General features: G+C 68.5%; 16 protein-coding genes and 1 riboswitch. Of the genes, 3 read left to right on the forward strand and 13 right to left on the reverse strand.

Features of this window, described 5'->3' with window-relative positions:
• Window positions 1-67 precede the first annotated feature (67 nt).
• The 5 genes from ABD210_RS12785 to ABD210_RS12805 form a co-directional block, all read right to left on the reverse strand.
• Window positions 68-1,294 carry a glutathionylspermidine synthase family protein gene (locus ABD210_RS12785; protein ID WP_344111389.1) on the reverse strand — a complete coding sequence of 409 codons (1,227 nt, stop codon included), beginning with the start codon at window positions 1,292-1,294 and terminating at the stop codon, window positions 68-70.
• Window positions 1,294-1,713 carry a hypothetical protein gene (locus ABD210_RS12790; protein ID WP_344111390.1) on the reverse strand — a complete coding sequence of 140 codons (420 nt, stop codon included), beginning with the start codon at window positions 1,711-1,713 and terminating at the stop codon, window positions 1,294-1,296. The genes ABD210_RS12785 and ABD210_RS12790 overlap by 1 nt, the downstream gene beginning before the upstream one ends.
• Entirely contained in the window at window positions 1,710-3,068 is a 1,359-nt protein-coding gene (locus ABD210_RS12795) for an APC family permease (protein WP_344111391.1), read from the reverse strand. Before ABD210_RS12795 ends, ABD210_RS12790 begins: the two co-directional genes overlap by 4 nt.
• 151 nt (window positions 3,069-3,219) lie before the next feature.
• On the reverse strand, window positions 3,220-3,987 hold the full coding sequence (locus tag ABD210_RS12800) for a 3D domain-containing protein (RefSeq protein WP_344111392.1): 768 nt from the start codon (window positions 3,985-3,987) through the stop codon (window positions 3,220-3,222).
• Between the two features lie 120 nt (window positions 3,988-4,107).
• A complete protein-coding gene (locus ABD210_RS12805) occupies window positions 4,108-5,568 on the reverse strand; it encodes an NAD-dependent succinate-semialdehyde dehydrogenase (protein ID WP_344111393.1) in 1,461 nt (486 codons plus the stop codon).
• On the opposite strand from ABD210_RS12805, the gene ABD210_RS12810 reads away from it, so the two are divergent.
• Both ABD210_RS12810 and ABD210_RS12815 read left to right on the forward strand, forming a co-directional pair.
• Window positions 5,546-5,839 carry a helix-turn-helix transcriptional regulator gene (locus ABD210_RS12810; protein WP_344111394.1) on the forward strand — a complete coding sequence of 98 codons (294 nt, stop codon included), beginning with the start codon at window positions 5,546-5,548 and terminating at the stop codon, window positions 5,837-5,839. The two genes, ABD210_RS12805 and ABD210_RS12810, sit on opposite strands and share 23 nt — an antisense overlap.
• Before the next feature lie 158 nt (window positions 5,840-5,997).
• The gene (locus ABD210_RS12815) at window positions 5,998-7,227 is read left to right on the forward strand and encodes an ROK family transcriptional regulator (RefSeq protein WP_344111396.1); all 1,230 of its coding nucleotides are present in this window, start codon (window positions 5,998-6,000) and stop codon (window positions 7,225-7,227) included.
• A 103-nt stretch (window positions 7,228-7,330) separates the two neighbouring features.
• Here the strand turns inward: ABD210_RS12815 and ABD210_RS12820 are convergent, their stop codons facing one another.
• Window positions 7,331-8,155: an alpha/beta fold hydrolase gene (locus ABD210_RS12820; RefSeq protein ID WP_344111397.1), complete on the reverse strand. Its 825-nt coding sequence runs from the start codon at window positions 8,153-8,155 to the stop codon at window positions 7,331-7,333.
• 59 nt (window positions 8,156-8,214) lie between these two features.
• On the opposite strand from ABD210_RS12820, the gene lysX reads away from it, so the two are divergent.
• Window positions 8,215-11,568, forward strand: a complete 3,354-nt coding sequence (gene lysX, locus ABD210_RS12825) for a bifunctional lysylphosphatidylglycerol synthetase/lysine--tRNA ligase LysX (protein ID WP_344111398.1) — start codon at window positions 8,215-8,217, stop codon at window positions 11,566-11,568.
• Window positions 11,569-11,600: 32 nt separating this feature from the next.
• Here the strand turns inward: lysX and ABD210_RS12830 are convergent, their stop codons facing one another.
• From ABD210_RS12830 to ABD210_RS12860, 7 genes are all read right to left on the reverse strand, one after another.
• Entirely contained in the window at window positions 11,601-12,215 is a 615-nt protein-coding gene (locus ABD210_RS12830) for a hypothetical protein (RefSeq protein WP_344111399.1), read from the reverse strand.
• A gap of 139 nt (window positions 12,216-12,354) precedes the next feature.
• Entirely contained in the window at window positions 12,355-13,728 is a 1,374-nt protein-coding gene (locus ABD210_RS12835) for an L-serine ammonia-lyase (RefSeq protein ID WP_344111400.1), read from the reverse strand.
• A 75-nt stretch (window positions 13,729-13,803) separates the two neighbouring features.
• Window positions 13,804-13,896, reverse strand: a riboswitch (glycine riboswitch).
• A gap of 188 nt (window positions 13,897-14,084) precedes the next feature.
• Window positions 14,085-14,744 carry a dienelactone hydrolase family protein gene (locus tag ABD210_RS12840; protein ID WP_344111401.1) on the reverse strand — a complete coding sequence of 220 codons (660 nt, stop codon included), beginning with the start codon at window positions 14,742-14,744 and terminating at the stop codon, window positions 14,085-14,087.
• Between the two features lie 18 nt (window positions 14,745-14,762).
• Complete coding sequence (locus ABD210_RS12845) at window positions 14,763-16,769, reverse strand: erythromycin esterase family protein (protein ID WP_344111402.1); 2,007 nt, start codon at window positions 16,767-16,769, stop codon at window positions 14,763-14,765.
• 126 nt (window positions 16,770-16,895) lie between these two features.
• Window positions 16,896-17,228 (reverse strand): DUF3817 domain-containing protein, encoded by a 333-nt coding sequence (locus tag ABD210_RS12850; protein WP_344111403.1) that lies wholly within the window; start codon window positions 17,226-17,228, stop codon window positions 16,896-16,898.
• A gap of 182 nt (window positions 17,229-17,410) precedes the next feature.
• Window positions 17,411-17,635 (reverse strand): hypothetical protein, encoded by a 225-nt coding sequence (locus ABD210_RS12855; RefSeq protein ID WP_344111404.1) that lies wholly within the window; start codon window positions 17,633-17,635, stop codon window positions 17,411-17,413.
• A 220-nt stretch (window positions 17,636-17,855) separates the two neighbouring features.
• Window positions 17,856-19,277 (reverse strand): aminopeptidase P family protein, encoded by a 1,422-nt coding sequence (locus ABD210_RS12860; RefSeq protein WP_344111405.1) that lies wholly within the window; start codon window positions 19,275-19,277, stop codon window positions 17,856-17,858.
• Window positions 19,278-19,301 lie beyond the last annotated feature (24 nt).

Below are 19,301 nucleotides of genomic sequence, written 5' to 3' on the forward strand. Positions count from 1 at the left end.
ACTCGTTCAGCAATCGACAGTTCCGGGGGTCGGGCGAGCGAGCAGGGGTGGGCGCGGCGTTGGGGCCCTATTCGTTCAGCCAGGTCTGGATGGTGTCGGGGTTGGGGCGGGGTTCGCTGCCGATGGCGTGCGGGACGAAGCGGGCGTAGTAGTCGGTGATCGGGCCGTCTGACTCGCGGACCATCATCCCGGCGGCGACGCCGTCGACGACCCAGCTGCCGATCACCGCGCGGTTCCCTTCGTACGAGGGGAGCGGGTACCACTCCTGGTAGACCATCGTGTCGGTGTCGTACGGGCCGTCCTGCACGTGGTCGTCGACCGAGCTGATGGTGTGGATCCGGATGTTGCCGCCCTCCCGCCCGTGCAGGGGTTTGGCCACCCATTCGAGCAGGTCGCCCGGCGACCCGAAGTACGCCGGCAGCAGGTTCGGGTGGTCGGGGTACAGCTCCCACAGCACCGGCAGGATCGCCTTGGTGGACAGCATCGTCTTCCAGATCGGCTCGATCCACTGGACGGGTTCGCGCTCCACGCCGGCCAGGATGTACCGGCCGAACTCGTCGTCGAGCATGTCCTCCCACGGGTAGAGCTTGAACGCGGTCCGGATCTGCCGACCGCCCCAGTCCACGAACGCGCGCTGCGACGACTCCCAGCCGAGGTCCTCGATCTCATGCCCGTACGTCGCCAGTCCCGCCATCGCCGCGGTGTCTCGCAGGTAGGCCACCGTCATCGCCTCTTCGCCGGTGGTCTCGGCGCCCGAGTTGAAGAAGTGCGCCTCGTTCCCCGGGAACGCCCCGGCGGCGCGTTGCTCGCTCCACCACTTGACCAGCCGGTCGTGCACGGAGTTCCACTGGTCCGCGTCCGGGAAGACGTCCTCGAGCCAGTTCCACTGGATCACCGCGGACTCCAGCAGCCCCGTCGGGGTGTCGCCGTTGATCTCCAGCATCTTCGGCTCGACGCCGTTCCAGGCCAGGTCGAACCGGGCGTAGACAGATCGGTCTTCGCGCTTCAGCGACTCCTGGACCAGTGCAAGCGTTCCCGAGGCCAGCCCGAGCTGCGCGTCGTTGAACCGGTCACCTGTCGCCATCACGGCGGCGGCATGCTTGCACATCTCATAGAGCTCCTCGGTGACGCGTTCGAGGTGCAGCACCTCGTCCATCGTCACCTCGTACCACGCGCTCTCGTTCCAGTAAGGTCGCTCGCTGCCGTCGGGCAGGTCCGTCATCGGGAAGACCAGCCCCTGCTCGACGACCTTGTCGCGCCAGCCCGGGCGTGGCTTGATCGAGTGGCGCCACATCAGCCGCCAGAGCTCCCCTTGCCCGACTTGCCGAACCCGCCGCGGGTGATCGTGCCGATATCCCCGCCCTTGGTGTCGAGGCCGCCGCGCTTGATCGTCGGCGAGCCGGTTCCGCCGGGCCGCTGGCTGGGAGTGGTGTAGGTCCCGCCGGCCGTGTTGTACCGCCCACCGATCGGCGGCACGAGCCCGCCACCCCGGGTCGCCATGTAGAACCAGAAGAACCCGGCCCCGGACCCGTGGTACTCGCGATCGTCCTTGCAGTTGCCGTCGTCCGTGCGCTGCTCGGTCTGCGGGTCGACGCAGATCGCCGCATAGTCCGGCTGGTCGTCGTTCGAGCAGCCGCTCAGGGAGGCCGCAACCAGCGCGGTCAGGCCGAGCGTGATCCCCGCGCTGCGCATCCGTCGGCGTGGTTCTGTCACGGCCTTCCCTCCCCCTCGGCGGGCGGCTTCATCGAGAACATGATCAGCGCGCCCACCACCATCGTGACACCCACGACAACCAGCGGCCCCGTGCCGACCTCCGAGACCGCCAGCACCAGCACGCTGACGAACGCCGCCGCTGCCAACAGCGGCACGACCGCCCGCTGCAGTACCCGTCCGCGGATCGCCCCACTGAAATACACCGGTACTGCGGCAGCCGTCGCTACGTAGTACAGCGAAACCAGCACGGAAACCGCTGCGACGGAATCGGCCAGTACTGCGTCCGACGTGAGCACGAGTGACACGTAGATCAGCACGCTGGCTCCGGCGAAAACCCAGGTGGCCACGCTCGGGGTGGCATAGCGGGTCGAGATCCGCGCGAACTGCCCGGGGAACGCGTCCCGCCGGGCCATCGACAACATCGTCCTGGCCGTCGGCAGGATCGTGGTCTGGGTCGAAGCCAGCGCGGACACCAGCACGGCACCGATCAGGATCTTGCCGCCGACCGAACCGAGGAGATCCCTGGACAGCGCCGCGAAGAAGTCGTCGTCGGAGATCTCCGCGAGCGTGTCGACCCCGGCATAGGTGAGCGCCGCCCACGCGACCAGGACATACAGGATGATCAGGAAGACGTTCGCGAGCAGGGCGGCGACTCCTGGAGTACTGCGCGGCTCGCGGGTCTCCTCGTTGACGCTGAACGACGAGTCCCACCCCCAGTAGAGGAACACCGCGACCAGGATGCCTGTGGCCCAGGCGCCTCGGCCGGTCGACGAGAACAGCGGAAGACTGAACGACTCCGCCTCCCAGAGCGCGTTCAGCGCGAACCACAGGAGGGCGAAGATCTCCGCCGTGAGCAGGAGCAACTGGGTCCACGCGGCGACGCGGATGCCGCGATAGGCGAGCACTGCCATACCGAGGATGAGCACGGCCCCCAGGCCGGCTTGGGCCAGCCGCGAACCAGCCGCGCCGTCCAGGCCGAGCAGGACGAAGGTATAGACCGAGGCGACCTGGGCGAGGTTGCTCATGACGAGCACGCAGGCCATCACCGTGGTCCAGCCGGCCATCCGGCCGATCCCTCTCCCGAACGCCTTCTCGGTCCAGCGGAAGGTGGTGCCACAGTCGGGATCGTCCGCGTTCAGTTCCCGGAAGCACAGCGCGACCAGGACGACCGGGATCGCGCTGAGTGCGAGCAGCACAGGAGCGGCCGCGCCGACGTACCCGGCGAGCAGGCCCAGGGATACCGCCAGCGAGTATGCCGGGGCGGTCGAGGCGATCCCGATCGTGGTCGACGCCCCGAGTCCGAGCGCACCCCGCCGCAGGCTCCGGCCGCGCGAACGCGAGTCAATGGTGGTCATTGGTCAACCAGGGTGCCATGGGGACGGACCCCTTCACGACTTCATCAGCCGGCTGACGGTGAATTCATAGCCGCGGGCTCGCTGGCCTTCACGATCGGCCAGTATGCCGCCGGCCAGGGTCGTCACTCCTGCGTAGGAGCTGGCAACGCCACTACTCGACGACGAGGTTGAGGCGTTGGATACCCCAGTTGTCGGCGGCCGGGCCTGGCGGGAACCAGACGTCGACGATGTCGTCCATGATCCAACTGCCGATGTCAGCCGCATAGCAATGGCCGTAGCCGGGGACCCACAACCTCGTCCCCCACGGGATGATGCGCGCGTCGACCGCGCAGATTCCGGTGCCCGCGTTGTAGCCGAGAGCCGTTTGCGCGACGTCGTTGTACGCCGAGACGCGGTAGTTGAGAGTGGTCCCCGCAGCCAACCTGAAGGCGGCCAACCGGTTCGAGGAGTTGAGACGGAACGACGTGGTGATCTGCCCGATCGAAGAGGCCGCCGTATCCTCCGCCGACATCGCGTAGACCTGGTAGTGCGCACCGGCACAGGGGCTCGCATCCGCGACCTGCAGCGTCGGTTGACCCCAGTCGCTGATCCATTGCAGCGCCTGCCCGTTCTTGAACGCGCGGTAGGCCTTCGCCCCGGCGACTCGATTGAACGTGAACGTCACCTTGCCGTCAGCACCGAGCCCACCGCTGATCCCGGTCGGCGCCGGCAACCGGCCACTGACGTCGTACGCCGGGGCTGTGGTGCCGTTGCCGTGACCTCCGGAGATGGGCCGGTCGGGAATCGGCCCGGTGTAGAAGTGCTGGCATGCCGGCAAGGCGGCCGACGCCGTCGTCGGCGCGACGACCAGAGCGGCAACACTCAGAAGGGCCAGCGAGGCGGCCTGGAACAGACGTGAGCTGCGCACGTTTCTGGGCATGACGGGGAGACCTCCAGGACGGGGCGGGGACCATGAGGCGAGCTGAAGTGAAGAATCGTCAGCACCCAGTAAGGGCCCACCCGGTCACTTAGTCAAGGTCTCGACATAATTGCCGGTTCGTCAGTCGAGGGCGACCGCGACGTACTTGATCTCGAGGTACTCGTCGATGCCGACGGATCCGCCCTCGCGGCCGAGGCCGGATTGTTTGACGCCACCGAAGGGTGCGGCCGGGTTGGAGACGATGCCCTGGTTGAGGCCCACCATGCCGGTCTCGAGGTTCTCGCTGACCCGGAGAGCGCGGTTGAGGTCCTTGGTGAACAGGTAGGAGACCAGGCCGAACTCGGTGTCGTTAGCCATCCGGACCGCCTCGTCCTCGTCGTCGAAGGCCGTCAGCGGCGCGACCGGGCCGAAGATCTCCTCCTTCTGCACCCGGGCATCGAGGGGCACGTCGGCCAGCACGGTGGGCGGGTAGAAATATCCGTTGCCCTCAGCAACCGATCCGCCGGTCAGCACCCTGGCACCACGAGCCACGGCGTCTTCGACCAGCTCGGCCACCTTGTCCCGCTGCTTCGCGTCGATCAGCGGACCGAGGGCGACACCTTCCTCGGTGCCGCGACCGACCTTGAGCGCGGACATCCGCTCGGTCAGCTTCGCGGCGAAGTCGTCCATCAGCGACGAGTGCACGTAGATCCGGTTCGCGGCCGTGCAGGCCTCGCCCCCGTTGCGCATCTTCGCCAGCATCGCGCCCTCGACTGCCTGATCCAGGTCGGCGTCGGAGAAGACGAGCAACGGCGCATTCCCACCAAGCTCCATGCTCGTCCGCAGCACCTTGTCCGCGGCCTGCTCGATCAGCTTGCGGCCGACCTCGGTGGAGCCGGTGAACGACAGCTTGCGGGCGCGACCGTCCCGGATCAGCGGCTCCATCACCCCGCCGGAGTGGCTGGTGGTGATGACGTTGAGCACGCCGGGCGGCAGGCCGGCCTCTGTCATCAGCTCGGCCAGTTTGAGCATCGACAGCGGCGTCTGCGCGGCCGGCTTGATCACCATCGTGCAGCCGGCGGCGACCGCCGGGCCGATCTTGCGGGCGCCCATCGCGGCCGGGAAGTTCCACGGTGTGATCAGCAGGCAAGGCCCGACCGGCTGCCGCATCACCAGGAAGCGGCCCTTGCCGTTCGGCGCGGGCTGGTAGCCGCCGTCAATCCGCACGGCCTCCTCGGAGAACCAGCGGAAGAACTCGGCCGCGTAGGCGATCTCGCCCTTCGACTCCGCGACCGGTTTGCCCATCTCCAACGTCATCAGCAGAGCCAACTCGTCGGCACGCTCGGTCATCAGCTCATACGTACGACGCAAGATCTCGCCGCGGTCCCTAGGTGCAGTCGCCGCCCACTCGGCCTGGGCAGCGACGGCCGCATCCAGCGCGGCCATCCCGTCGGCCGGACTGGCATCGGCCACGTCGCACAGCGTCGTACCGGTGGCCGGGTCCTCGACCGCGAGAGTCTTGCCGCCCTCAGCCGATCGCCACTTGCCTCCGATGAACAGCTCTGCCGGACACGCCTGGATGACTTCCTGCTCTAACGACATCAGCCCCTGCCTTCCGTGGGTGAGCAGTACCCACATTAGGCCGCCTCGATCCCGCGAGTACGAGTTGTGCCGGTTACTCGTCGTCCGGATCGGGAACAAGTCGATCGCGTCCCGGCTGCAGATCTCGCCGCGCACGGTGGAGAAGCATGTCGCCAGCCTGATGACCAAGACCCAGCAACCCGACGGGAGGCGCTCAGCAGCTTCGCCCGGACTGTGTTGCAGGACTGATCCCTGGTGGCGTGCGTGTACTGGGCAGCAGGAGGACTGGTGAGTGATAGTTGTCGACTCACGGATTTCCGGGATGACCGCCCGCCTCCCGGCGTTCACCGTGTGTCCCCGGTTCGCCCGGCGGCACGCGCAAGTCGCTGGCTAATTTATGAACGCTCGCTTTATATATAAGATGGGCGAGTGGCAGGCAAGGGGTCGGACATGAGCAAGGGAACGGTCGGCGGCGGCGGTACGACGATGCTGCGGCGGATCAACGTGGCAGCTGTGCTGGACGCGGTCCGCCGCTCGGCACCGGCACCGCTGAGAGTCGCCGAGCTGGTGGAACGCACCGGCCTGGCCAGACCGACCGTGGCGCAGGCAGTCGACGAGCTGCTCGATGCCGGCTGGCTGCAGCAGCACGGCCCCGATTCCGCGGACCGCTCGCTCGGTCGCCCGGCCATCCGCGTCTCGCTGCGCGGTCGCGCCGCGCCGGTGCTGGGCCTGGACGTCGGCCCCCACCGCGTCACCGTCGGAGTCTCCGACCTGGCCGGCCGCAAGCTGTCCCTGGTACGCCGGTCCGGGCCCGGGTGGACCGCCCAGGAGCTGCTCGGAGTCATCAGCGAGGTGATCACCGAGGCGCTGGCCGAGGCAGAGGTGCCTGCCGAGGACATCGCGGCGGCAGTCGCGGCAAGCCCCGGCATCGTGGACGAGCACATCGGCCGGGTTCAGCTGGTCCCGAGTGTGCCCGGCTGGTCCGCGATCGACCTGACCAAGCATGTCCGTAGCCTGCTCGACTGCCCGGTGATGCTCGACAACGACGCCAACCTGGCTGCGCTGGCCATCGCCGCGGCGCGGGGTGGCACCGGGACTCTGCTGGCCGTTCAGTGGGGTGAGCGGCTCGGCGCCGGCATCGTGATCGACGGCAGACTCCACCGCGGTACTGGTGCCGCCGGTGAGATCGGCTTCATCGCAACCGGCCCGGACGATGTGATCAACCCCGAGGACAGCCGCGGTCCGCTGGAGCGTGCAGTCGGCTCAGAGGCGATCGCTGCACTCGGGCGACAGGCTGTGCTCGACAATCCGGAGTCGCGGCTGGCAGAGCTCGGCCGGGACCAGCTGGACACCGCCGACGTGTTCGCTGCTGCGGCAGAGCGGGACCCTGTGGCTCAGGCGGTTGTGCAGCAGGTTGCGCGGGACTTCGCCCGGGCCCTGGCCCCCGCAGTACTGGTCCTCGACCCGACGGCCGTGGTGATCGGTGGCGGTGTGGCACGAGCGGGCGCAGTACTGCTGGACGCCATCGCTGACCAGCTCCGCCTGCTCACCCTCAACCATCCGAAGCTGGAGCTCTCAGCCCTCGCCGAAGACGCCGTAGTCACCGGCGCCATGCGCATGGCCCTCGACGAGGTCTGGCAACGCAAGCTCCCCACCCCCGCCCTCACCACCCCTGCCTGACTCCAACTCGTGGACGGTTCGGGTCGCGGGGTACCACGTGTCCCCCGCAGCACTGAACGGTCATCGCATTGCCGTTGTTGAGGCCGCTGCGATTGCTGAGCTGTCAGCGGGGAGGGGTGATGGCGTGGGCGATCGCGTCGGGGCGGTCCAGGTGGAGGAGGTGGGCGGAGTCGGGGTAGACCTGGATGGTGGCGTTGAGCGCGGCGGCGAGGGATTGCTGGCCGGCCAGCCAACGCGCGGCGGTGAAGCGGGAGCTGCCGCCGGTTGCTACCAGCAACGCCGTGGGCGGAATGGCTAGCCCCGGTCGGGCAAGCAGAGTTGCCACTTCTGCGGCCAGAAGCCAGCTCCACGTCAGTTCGTGCCAGAAGCGGAGCCACGAGTCGGCTGCGCCGTACCGGCTTCGAGCGGTTGCCTTCGGCAAGAGATCCCGGTTGGCGGTGCTGCCCACCCAGATCAGGAGGCGACGCACGCCGGGGCCGAAGAGCTGCGGTGTGCCTATCCGGCCGAGAACCCTCAGCACCGAGCGGATCAGCCGGTCGCCGCGCGCCCCCGGGTAGAACCACCGCCAGCCGGTCTCCGACGGGAGGCTCGTGTCGACCAGGACCAGGCGCTCCACCTCTCCCGGGTACGTGAGCATCCACCGCAGCGCCGCGAGGCCCCCGATGGAGTGCCCGACCAGGCGTACCGGCGTACCGGCACCACTTGCCGAGCGCAACTCCTCCGGCGGCGAGGTCACCGGAGTAAGCCAGGGATCGACGACGCGAACATCCAGGCCGGGCAGCAGCTCCAGGACCCGGCCGAACTCGTCGGGAGTCTCGGCCAGACCGGGCAGCACGATCCAGGTCTCGCTCAGCGGTTGGGGGCTTGCCTCAGACTGGGCATCAGTCGCCATCGCGTCGCGCATCAACCGGTCGGGGATTGCCGCCATGTTGGCCAGAGTCGCACATGGGTCCAAGTGCATTCGGAGTGAATGGGATGATCAGTCAGGTGTCATCGGAACAGGTGATCCCGAAGTGGCAGCAGCGGGCCGCCGTATGGGTCGGTCGCGCCGTCTTGTTCGCCGCTGTCTGCTCGTTCATCGCGGTACCGCTGCATCTGTTCGCGCCGGAGTTCGTGAAGGACGCCGAGGGCGTCATCGAATTCTTCGGTATCCCGGCCGGTCACACCTTCCTGTCCGCGGTCTATCTCGCCGTCGTCGGCAGCGCCCTGCTGCGGGGCAAGCGGGCGGCGCTGCTCTGGGTGCTGTGGGTGTTCGAGGGGCTGTGGCTGCTCGAACAGATCGCCAACCTGGGCTTCATCAGCGTCCAGATCGCCAACCCGAACGATCCGGAGCTGAACGCCAAGTTCGGCCCGGCCTCCTTCGGTGATCTCGAGCTGAGCATCGCCCAGGTGATCGTGCCGATCTTGATGATCGGGCTGTTGTGGACGATCCGGAGCAGCTTCCCGGCCCGGCTCGCGCCCGGCACCAGACGGCTCGCGATCGGCGCGCTGATCACGGGCCTGGTGATCTCGATAGCCATCAGCATCACCCTGACGCAGGTCTTCCCGCACACCCTGCGCGGTCAGCGGGAGAAGATCGGCTGGGGGATCGTCGCCGCCCTCGGCCAGAGCCGGACCCGGATGGGCGCCGACCACGAGGGCCACGGCTGGGTCGGCCTGACCGTCGGGTTCATCTCCGCGGCCTCCCTGGTGATCGCGTTCGCGATCTTCCTGCGATCCGTGCAACGGGTCCGCTACCTGAGCCAGGTCGAGGAGCTGCAGGTCCGGCGCCTGCTGCTCGAGTACGGCGAACGCGACTCGCTCGGGTACTTCGCCACCCGGCGCGACAAGGCCGTGGTGTTCTCTCCGGACAACAACGCCGCGATCGCCTATCGGGTCGTCAACGGGGTCAGCCTCGCCAGCGGCGATCCGCTGGGTGATCCCGCGGCCTGGCCCGGGGCGATCCAGCGCTGGCTCGCCGAGGCGCGCACCTACGGCTGGTCCCCCGCGGTCCTGTCCGCCAGCGAGGAAGCCGCGCAAGCCTATGCCGCCGCTGGTCTTCGTGCACTGGCGATGGGCGACGAGGCGATCATCGACGTCGCCGACTTCACCCTGGAAGGCCGGACGATGCGGCCGGTCCGCCAGGCTGTCACCCGAGCCCATCGAGCCGGGTACCACGCCGAGGTCAGGCGACACGGGGATCTGTCGCCTGACGTCCTCCATGAGTACGTGAGGCTCGCCGAGCAATGGCGTGGAGGGCAGACCGAGCGCGGCTTCTCCATGGCCCTGGGCCGTCTCGGGGATCCCGCCGACGCGCGCTGCGTGATGGTGATCGCGCGCGACTCCGACGGCGCGGTACGAGGGTTGTTGTCGTTCGTCCCGTGGGGTGTCCGGGGCGTCTCGCTGGACCTGATGCGGCGCGATCCCGAGTCGGTGAACGGACTGATGGAGTTCATGGTCGCCTCGCTGGTGGATGCCTGCGGCGACCTCGGCGTCCACCACATCTCGCTGAACTTCGCGATGTTCCGCGAGATCTTCAGCGACGCCGAGCGAATCGGCGCCGGTCCGGTCCTGCGGATCACGAACGCGCTGCTGACCGCCGCCTCCCGGTTCTGGCAGTTGGAGAGCCTCTACCAGTCGAACGAGAAGTACCTGCCGCGCTGGTCGCCCAGACTGATCTGCTACTCGCGCGGCGCCTCACTCGCACAGGTATTGCTCGCGGCCGGCACAGCCGAGGGCTTCCTGCCCGCGCCGCGGCCGTGGACCCGCGTGGACACCGCGGAGACGGCCGAGCGGCACGCGATCATGGCGGCGGACGGCGGCCGGTTCGCGGCGGCTGTTCGCGAGCAGGAGGAGGAGTTGCTGCGGCCCGCAGTGCCGGATCGGCGACTCACCGAGCAGGAGCAGATCCGCCGCGCCAAGCTGGCTGGACTCGTCGCCGCTGGAATCGAACCGTATCCGGTCTCAGTCCCCCGGACGGAAACGCTGGAACGGATCCGGGCCCTCCACCAGAACCTGCCCGCGGACCACCACACCGGCCAGGAGGTGTCGGTCACAGGTCGGGTGATGCGGATGCGGAACCACGGCGGGCTGTCGTTCGCTCAGTTGCAGGACGGACTTGCCGACCTGCAGGTGATGCTGACCGCCGAGGCCTGTGGTGACGAGGCGCTCGAGCACTGGCGCAAGCTCGTCGACATCGGCGACCACGTCAGCGTCACGGGTGAGGTGGTGACGAGTCGCCGCGGCGAACTCTCGATCGCGGCGACCGGCTGGGTGATGGCGGCCAAGTGCCTGCACCCTTTGCCGGACAAGCGGAAGGGCTTCACTGATCCGGAGGCCCGGGTCCGGCAGCGCCATCTCGACCTGGTGATGAACCCCGAGTCGCTGCAGATGATGCAGCACCGCAGTACCGCAGTACGGGCGTTGCGGAACGGGTTCGAGGCGCGCGGCTTCATCGAGGTCGAGACCCCGATGTTGCAGGCCGTGCACGGCGGCGCGAACGCGCGTCCTTTCGTGACCCACATCAATGCCTACGACACCGAACTGTTCCTGCGGATCGCGCCCGAGCTGTTCCTCAAGCGGTTGAGCGTCGGCGGGCTCGGCAAGGTGTTCGAGCTGAACCGGAACTTCCGCAACGAGGGCGCCGACGCGACCCACAACCCGGAGTTCACCTCGGTCGAGGCCTATCAGCCGTACGCCGACTACATCGTGATGCGCGAACTCACCCGCGAACTGCTGATCGAGACCGCCACCGCGGTGTTCGGCAAGCCCCTGGTGAAGCGCCCGGACGGCGAGATCGACATCTCCGGCGACTGGCCCGTCATCAGTGTGCACGACGCGGTCAGCCGAGCGGTCGGCGTCGAGATCGACGCTGGTACGTCGGTCGAGAGGTTGCGGTGCCTCTGCGCGGAACACGGCGTGCACGTCGCGTTCGACCTGTCGGCCGGCGAACTGGTCCTCGAGCTGTACGACGAACTGGTCGAGCCGCAGACCACGACGCCGACCTTCTACACGGACTTCCCGCTGGAGACGTCGCCGCTGACCCGCACGCACCGGTCCGACCCGAGACTCGCCGAGCGCTGGGACCTGGTCGCTTTCGGCGCCGAGATCGGTACGGCGTACTCCGAGCTGGTGGATCCGGTCGAACAGCGGCGCAGGTTGACCGAGCAGTCGCTGAAGGCGGCCGCGGGAGATCCCGAGGCGATGTCGCTGGACGAGGATTTCCTGAGCGCGCTGGAGTACGCGATGCCGCCGACGGGCGGGCTCGGCATCGGCATCGACCGGGTGATGATGATGCTCACCGGCCAGAACATCCGCTCCACCCTCGCCTTTCCCTTCGTCCGCCCCGCCCCTCGCCCCTGACCGCACAGGGTTGCCGTTCGTGCGCGGAGGAGCTACAGGCCGACTTCGCCGATCAGGCCGCGCAGGATGTCCGCGAGGGTCGGCGGCTGCGGGTGGTCCGGCCGACCTGGCGGATCGCTGGGTGTGGTGGGAGGAGGCGTGGTCGGAGGCGGCGTGGGATGCGTGGGCCGCGGAGGTGGAGTCGTGACGGTCGGCGGCCTGGTTGGCGTGGGCCTGTCGCCGGTTGTCGGCCGCGCGACCGCTTCGCCGACTGTCTGCGGCGCCTGGGGCTTGGTCGTCGAGGTGGCTGCCTTGTCTGCCGGTTTTGCGCTGGGCGGTTCGGTCGGCTGCCCGGATGGTTCGGCCGTCGGCACCGGTGTCGGCACCGGGATCGCCGTCGGGGTCTCCGGCGGAATCGCAGGGAAGACCTTCGCGGGCAGCCCACTCGACGGCGGTCCGGCGAGCGGGTTGACCGCGTCCGCACCACCAGGGTCCGGCAGCAGGATCAGCGGCGCCCCGATCCGCGGCCCGCCCAGCAAGCTGATGACCACCAACAGGGCATAGACGCCCGTCGGGGCGGCGATGAGAACGGCGATCCGGCGAAACCCCTCACGCTTCTGCCAGGGCCGGCGGCGGTCTGCCTGTTCTTCCTCGGAGAACGGCTTCACAAGTCCCGCACAGTAGCGGTTGAAGAAGCGTTTCAAACAGCCCTTTGGAACTATTTCCCGGTCGCGACACCACATTCGCCATCGTTATCACCACAGTGCGACCACTCCGTCGCAAAGAGTCAGCTAATTGGTCCGGTCGCTAGCATTCGATGACGTTGACGGCGAGGCCGCCGCGGGAGGTCTCCTTGTACTTGACCTTCATGTCCGCGCCGGTCTCGCGCATCGTCTTGATCACCTTGTCGAGGGTGACGACGTGGACGCCGTCGCCGTGCATCGCCATCCGGGCCGCGTTGATCGCCTTCACCGAGGCCATCGCGTTGCGCTCGATGCAGGGGATCTGGACCAGGCCGCCGACCGGGTCGCAGGTCAGGCCGAGGTTGTGCTCCATCGCGATCTCGGCCGCGTTCTCCACCTGCTCCGGAGTCCCGCCGAGAACCTCGCACAAGCCGGCCGCCGCCATCGAGCAGGCCGATCCGACCTCACCCTGGCACCCGACCTCGGCACCGGAGATGGACGCGTTCTCCTTGTAGAGCACGCCGATCGCGCCGGCCGTCAGCAGGAACCGGATCACCCCGTCTTCGGTGGCACCGGGCACGAATCGCCGGTAGTAGTGCAGCACCGCCGGAATGATGCCCGCGGCACCGTTCGTCGGCGCGGTGACGATCCGGCCGCCGGACGCGTTCTGCTCGTTGACGGCCAGCGCGAACAGGCTCACCCAGTCCAACACCTTCAGCGGATCCACCGACCACGGATCCTGGGTCAGCTTCTGGTGCAGCGCGTGCGCCCGGCGCGGAACCTTGAGACCGCCCGGCAGGATGCCCTCGGTGCCGCAGCCTTCCTGCACGCAGTCCTGCATGACCTGCCAGAGGTGCAGTAGCCCGTCGCGAATCTCGGGCTCGGCCCGCCAGGCCAGCTCGTTCGCGAGCATCACCTCACTGATCGGCAGTTGCGACTCACGGCACCGGTCGAGCAGTTGGGCCCCGGACCGGAACGGATACTTCAGCGGCGTCCGATCCAGCACGATCCGGTCGCCGGCCGCGGCGTTCTCATCGACGACAAACCCACCGCCGACCGAGTAGTACGTCCGCTCGCGCAGCACCTCACCAGCGCCATCCCGCGCGACGAAGGTCATCCCGTTCGGGTGGTACGGCAGCGACTTGCGCCGGTGCATGACGAGCTGGCTGTTCTCGTCGAACGCGATCTCGTGCTCACCCGCGAGCCGCAGCCGGCCCGCCGTCCGGATCGCCGCGACCCGGTCCTCGACCGAGCAGGTGTCGACCGTTTCCGGGTCCTCCCCTTCCAGACCGAGCAGGACCGCCTTGTTACTGCCGTGCCCGTGCCCGGTCGCGCCGAGCGAGCCGAACAGCTGGGACTCGACGGCCGCAGTACGGGTGAGCAGGCCGTCGGCGGCAAGGCCGAGAGCGAAGGTGCGGGCGGCGCGCATCGGACCCACGGTGTGGGAGCTCGACGGGCCGATCCCGATGCTGAACAGGTCGAACACGCTGATCGCCATGTGGAGGCCTCCTGGTCGTCATCGACCGGTCGGTATGCCTCCCCGCTCTGTCAGGCTGCTGCCTTCCAGAGGTGCCTCGCCCGTGCGGTGAGGGTGCCTGAGAGATTCTTGGGGAGAGTTGCTCCTACGGCGCCTGGGTCGAGCCCAGGTCTCTCCCGCACGGGTTCATGCGGCTGCTGTGCAGTTTGGGTTGTCGGACGCCGTGACCGTACGGCGAGCCCGCCGCGCGCGTCAATCCGACGGTGGAGCCGCTTCCCTCCAGCGATGGATCCGGGATGCCGCGCCGCAGCGGACGCTGCTCGCCTGACAACCACCGCGCGTACTACCGACGTCCGAAACCGGCCGGCGCGCCGTACTCAGTCGCGTCCGGCCAGGTGCTCGACGAACCAGGCCGAAGCCAACTGGGCGACCTTCTCGAGGGTTCCCGGCTCCTCGAAGAGATGGGACGCGTGCGGGACGATCATCAGCCGGCTGAGGCCGCTGAGCTTCTCCCGGGCGCGCTGGTTCAGCTGGATGACCTTGGCGTCGAGTTCTCCCACGATCAGCAAAGTGGGTTGGCGTACCAGCCGTAGCCACTCACCGGCCAGGTCAGGACGGCCCCCGCGCGAGACCACGGCACCAATTTCCTCCGGTCGCGCCGCAGCGGCCACCAGGGCGGCTGCGGCACCGGTGCTGGCGCCGAACAGGCCGATGCTGAGCCCCGCGGTGGTCTCCTGCTCGGTCACCCAGTCAGCCAGTGCGCTGGTTCGGACCGCCAGACGGTCGATGTCGAACCGGACCTCCGCAGTACGGGCGTCGATCTCCTCCTCCTCACGGGTGAGCAGGTCGGCCAGGACAGTGGCCAGGCCGGCATTGCGGAGTTGCTCGGCGACATACCGGTTGCGCGGGCTGTGGCGGCTGCTGCCGCTGCCGTGCGCGAACACGACAACACCGCGGGCCTGCTCCGGCACGGTGACGTCGGCATCGAGTTCGACACCCGCGACCGGTATCTGCACACTTTGTTCCACGGTCGGCATCGCCAGGACTCCTAGGGATTACACGGCGAACGGATACGTCTCGGGCAGTTCGCCGGTCTCCCAGCGGGCCGTCCGCTCCAGCGGCTCGACCGCTCGCGTCTCGTCGATGTGGATGACCGCGTCGAACTGATGGGAGACGCGACACCGGAAGTAGTGGCTCTGCCGCTCCGTCTCGGGCCGGTAGATGACACCGATCGCGCGCTCGAGCCTGGCCGCGCTCAGCAGCTCGGCGGCCTTCGGCGCGACCTGGAAGGCGAGTAGGAACTCCTTCTCGCCGGTCTCGTGGAACAGGTCTTCGACGCTGTCGGGAAGCGCCGGCCGCACCCACTTGCGCTCGGCCGGTCCGCCCCAGTCGTCGGCCGCGGTCACCGTGCCCGTGTGGGTGGTGAACCCGATCAGCCGACAGGCGTCAGGATGGCGTTCGCGCATCAGTTGGCCGACGGTGACCTCGCCCCGCATCCCGGACTCGGTGACCCGGGCGTCCCCGACGTGGGAGTTGTGCGCCCACACGACGATCTTGGCCGTCCCACCCCGCTGCCCGGACAGGTGACGGGTGAGGCCGTCCAGTGTGTCGACCATGTGGCGGTCGCGAAGGTTCCAGGAGCTCGACCGCCCGCCGAACATCGTCCGGTAGTACACCTCGGCGTCCCGCACGACCGTGGCGTTCTGCTGGGCGTAGAAGAGCTCGTCCTCGGGGAGCAGCGCGTCTTCGCCGCGGGTGTCGTTCCCGAGCCGCTGCAGCTCGACGAGTTGTGCGACAGCCTGCTCCTCGCACGACTCACCCGCTCCGTATGCCGCCGCGTAACCGTACGACTGGCCGTCGTCCCCAGAGGAGTGATCGAAGCAGGAGTACCGCTCCCTGGCCCGGGCCGCGGCGGCGGGGTCCACCTCTTCCAGGTAGGCGACAACCTCCTCCATCGATCGGCGAAGGCTGTACAGGTCCAGCCCGTAGAAGCCCGCCATGGCGCCTTCCTCGAGGTGGTCGTTGTACTCGCGCAGCCAGCCGACGAAGTCGAGCACGGCGGTGTTCCGCCACATCCAGGTGGGGAAGCGGGAGAAGTCGCGGAGCGCCTCCTCGGCCGCCGCGTCGTCGGACCGCCCGCGGACGTACCTGTTCACTCGATACGCGTCCGGCCAGTCCGCCTCAGCCGCCACCGCGTTGAACCCCTTCTCCTCGATCAGTCGCCGGGTGATGGCCGCCCGGGCTTCGTAGAACTCCTGCGTGCCGTGTGAGGCCTCGCCGATCAGGACGAACTGGGCGTCGCCCACGATGGACATCAACGTGTCCGTAGCAGGCACGCCCTCCGCGACCGGCCGGGCCTGTGCGCGAACCAACGCTGCGGGCGACGGCTCCGCTGCGCCCGACCGTTCCGGCGACGGCGCCACCGCCGCCTGCAGCAGCTCGCGCACCTCCTCGTCGGTGGTCTGGGTGAAGTCCCAGTAGGACTCCCCGACGGCGAGGAACGGCGTCGGGGTGCTGGCACAGACAACCTCGTCCACCATTCGTTCGAGTTCGCGGCAGCTGGACTCCGGCGCCGCGGGCACCGCCACGACGATGCGGGCGGGCAGTCGCTCTCGCAAGGCCTCTACCGCTGCGTGCATGCTTGCGCCGGTCGCGAGGCCGTCGTCGACCAGGATCGCGGTCTTCCCGCTGAGGTCGGGCGCCGGCCGCCCGTCGCGGTAGACCGCCTCCCGGCGCAGCAACTCGCGAGCCTCTCGTTCGGCGATCTGCTGGAGCTGTTCGGCGCCGATCCGCAGGCCGCGCACGACGTCGTCGTTGATGACCACGATCCCACCGCTGGCGATCGCCCCCATCGCCACTTCCTCGCGGCCCGGCACGCCCAGCTTGCGGACGAGGAACACGTCGAGCGGTGCGCCGAGTGCTGTGGCGACCTCGTACCCCACCGGTACGCCTCCCCGAGGCAGAGCGAGGACCACCACGTCGGGCTTGTCTCTGTGGTGCTCCAGGAGCTTGGCCAGGACTCGCCCGGCGTCCCTGCGGTCACGGAAGACACGGTCGACCATGTCTGCCACCTGCTCACCCTCGGATGCTTGCTTCCGGCCGTGGTTCCCGGACACGCACGAGTGCAAACGCCGCAATGGCGCGGAATCGCAAGACCGCCTGGGTCGGTGATCCTGCGGTGCTCGAGGTCAGCTGAGCCGGCCGGTGCGCTGAGCCCAGAGCTCGAAGAACCAGGTGAAGAGGGGCGGGATGCTCGCGGCCAAAGCCAGGAGCGTGGTGGACCACGTCCAGCGCAGCGGCTTGCGCACCACGGCCACGGTGATCACGTAGGCGATGAAGATCGTGCCGTGGATCGGCCCGAAGACCTTCACGCCGATCTCGTTGTCTGACAGCACGTACTTGAACAGCATGCCGATCAGCAGCCCGGTCCACGAGATCGCCTCGGCGATCGCCACTGCCTGGAACCACCTCGCCTGCTTCGATCCGGCCGGGCTCTCAACAACGGTCGTCGTCTCAGTCATCACTCGAGACCTTAACAAGTCCCCCAAGGAGCCCGAGGGACCGGCAAGAGGTCAGCCCGCGATGTGCCTGGGAAGGTGCCCGCGCGCGGGACCGCCTGTCCCGCAGTACAGCCGATCGGCTGACTCCCAAGCAACTGCGCTGGCACACCACGGTCTCCAGCCTGTGGTGTGTCAGCGCAGAGTCAGACGTGGACGAGGTTGGCTTCCTGGACCCTGGTCAGAGAGTCGTCCTCCGCCAGCGACAGCAGCTGAGCGCAGGCTGTCTCCAAGGCTTCGGTCTGGCTCAGGCAGCGATCGACGTACCAGAAGGGATCGTCGGGCTGCGGATCGTCCGCGTCGTCGATGTCGGCGTACCAGTGATACTGGCCGGCGCACGCATGATGCACCACTCGCACTCGCAAGTTCATCGGAAAACTCCCCCGTGCCTGGGACCACCTGGGTCCCCCCCGGGTCCCAGTCGGGGTCGGCCCGGCCGGCGCGTAGCCGCGGCCCCCCACTGCCACGCGCCGGGCCGAGTTCGACCCTCCCCCGCTCGCTACATCGTGGGCGAACCCAGAAGTGTTACTGCTTGTGACCAGATTATTTTAAGTGATCGCTTCACTTCGGAAGGTAGTCACGCTGTCGCGGTCAGCGTAGTTGAGTTCGGACCCACTGTTCGAGGCCGTCCGTGGTGATCGGGAGGTCGGCTGTGAGGATCTCGGTGCGGTCGGCATGAACCACCACGTTGTCCTCGATCCGTACGCCGATGCCGCGCAGTTCAGGGGGCAGCGTCTCGTCGTTCGGGTGGAAGTAGAGACCCGGCTCGACCGCCATCGCCATGCCTACTTCGAGGTCGGCCGCGAAATAGGTCTCCGGGCGGGCGGCGTCGCAGTCGTGCACATCGAGCCCGATGTAATGGCCGAGCCCACAGACGACATATCGCCGGTGCTGCTGCCCATCCGGCCCGAGCGCCTCGTCCAGCGACACGTCGAGCACGCCCCAGTCGCGCAGCCCATCCACCAGCACCCGCATCGCCTCGTACTGAAAGGCCCTGTATGGCGCACCCGGGCGGACCGCGTCCAGTGCGGCGACATGTGCGGCGTGGACCAGGTCGTGCACCTGCCGCTGGGCCGGGCTGAACTCGCCCGTCACGGGGAAGGTCCGGGTGACATCGGCCGTGTACAGAGTGCGCGTCTCCACCCCGGCATCGAGCAGGATGACGTCACCCTCGCGAACGGCCCCGTCGTTCCGCACCCAGTGCAACACCGGCGCGTGGTTGCCGGCAGCAACGATGGACGCGTAGCCGGGACCGTTGCCGGCGGTTCGCGCACGCCGGTCGAACGTGCCCTGCAGCCACCGCTCGCCGCCACCACGGACCGCCTCGGGCAGCTCCCGGGCCACGTCCGCGAACGCCAGCACGCTCGCGGCGACCGCCTCGCGCAACTGGTCGATCTCCCAGTCGTCCTTGATCCGGCGCAGCTCGGCCAGCGTCTGCCGCAACGCGTTGCCGTCGGTCGGCGAGGTCTGGACGAGCGCGTCGAGCATCGGCTCCACGCCGTACGTCGCCAGCATGAACGGTACGGCGCCACGCACGGCCGAGGGGAGTTCCTCGATCGGCCGGCAGGGGATCTGCAGCGCGTCGGACCAGTCCTTCAGCCCCGGCACCGGGCCGATCCACAGTTCGCCGTCGCGCGCGTTCGCGAAGAAGTCGACCTCGTCCGGGCCGGCGGTCTCACGCAGGTAGAGCGTCGAGTCGCCGTCGCCCGAGATCACCAGCACGGCCCCTTCGGCCTGACAGCCGGTGAGCCAGACGAAGTCGCTGTCCGCGCGGAAGCCGAAGTCGGTGTCGTTCGAGCGGACCGGGGCGCGGCCGGCGCCGAGCGCGATCCGGCGACCGGGCAGGGCCTCGGTCAGCCGCCGCCGATGTTCGCCCGCGGCCTCCGCCAGACCTTTTGGCACCACCACCGACCGGTCCACGGGTCCCCAGTTCCGGCTGATCGACTCGCGGAACCCGACCGCATCGATGGGTCGGTACGACTTGCGCTGTTCCTCGGTCCGGTCGTCACTCATCCGCTGCTCCCCCTAGAGCCTGGT

The organism is Kribbella alba (assembly GCF_039529635.1).
Classification (GTDB): Bacteria; Actinomycetota; Actinomycetes; order Propionibacteriales; family Kribbellaceae; genus Kribbella; species Kribbella alba.

Bases quoted from the DNA above. Each gene is read 5' to 3' on its own strand.
- ABD210_RS12855 (WP_344111404.1), bottom strand. From the start codon at position 17,635: ATGAACTTGCGAGTGCGAGTGGTGCATCATGCGTGCGCCGGCCAGTAT.
- ABD210_RS12840 (WP_344111401.1), bottom strand. From the start codon at position 14,744: ATGCCGACCGTGGAACAAAGTGTGCAGATACCGGTCGCGGGTGTCGAA.
- ABD210_RS12800 (WP_344111392.1), bottom strand. From the start codon at position 3,987: ATGCCCAGAAACGTGCGCAGCTCACGTCTGTTCCAGGCCGCCTCGCTG.
- ABD210_RS12815 (WP_344111396.1), top strand. From the start codon at position 5,998: ATGAGCAAGGGAACGGTCGGCGGCGGCGGTACGACGATGCTGCGGCGG.
- ABD210_RS12860 (WP_344111405.1), bottom strand. From the start codon at position 19,277: ATGAGTGACGACCGGACCGAGGAACAGCGCAAGTCGTACCGACCCATC.
- ABD210_RS12805 (WP_344111393.1), bottom strand. From the start codon at position 5,568: ATGTCGTTAGAGCAGGAAGTCATCCAGGCGTGTCCGGCAGAGCTGTTC.
- ABD210_RS12850 (WP_344111403.1), bottom strand. From the start codon at position 17,228: ATGACTGAGACGACGACCGTTGTTGAGAGCCCGGCCGGATCGAAGCAG.
- ABD210_RS12810 (WP_344111394.1), top strand. From the start codon at position 5,546: ATGACTTCCTGCTCTAACGACATCAGCCCCTGCCTTCCGTGGGTGAGC.
- ABD210_RS12795 (WP_344111391.1), bottom strand. From the start codon at position 3,068: ATGACCACCATTGACTCGCGTTCGCGCGGCCGGAGCCTGCGGCGGGGT.
- ABD210_RS12785 (WP_344111389.1), bottom strand. From the start codon at position 1,294: ATGTGGCGCCACTCGATCAAGCCACGCCCGGGCTGGCGCGACAAGGTC.
- ABD210_RS12820 (WP_344111397.1), bottom strand. From the start codon at position 8,155: ATGGCGGCAATCCCCGACCGGTTGATGCGCGACGCGATGGCGACTGAT.
- ABD210_RS12845 (WP_344111402.1), bottom strand. From the start codon at position 16,769: ATGGTCGACCGTGTCTTCCGTGACCGCAGGGACGCCGGGCGAGTCCTG.
- ABD210_RS12835 (WP_344111400.1), bottom strand. From the start codon at position 13,728: ATGGCGATCAGCGTGTTCGACCTGTTCAGCATCGGGATCGGCCCGTCG.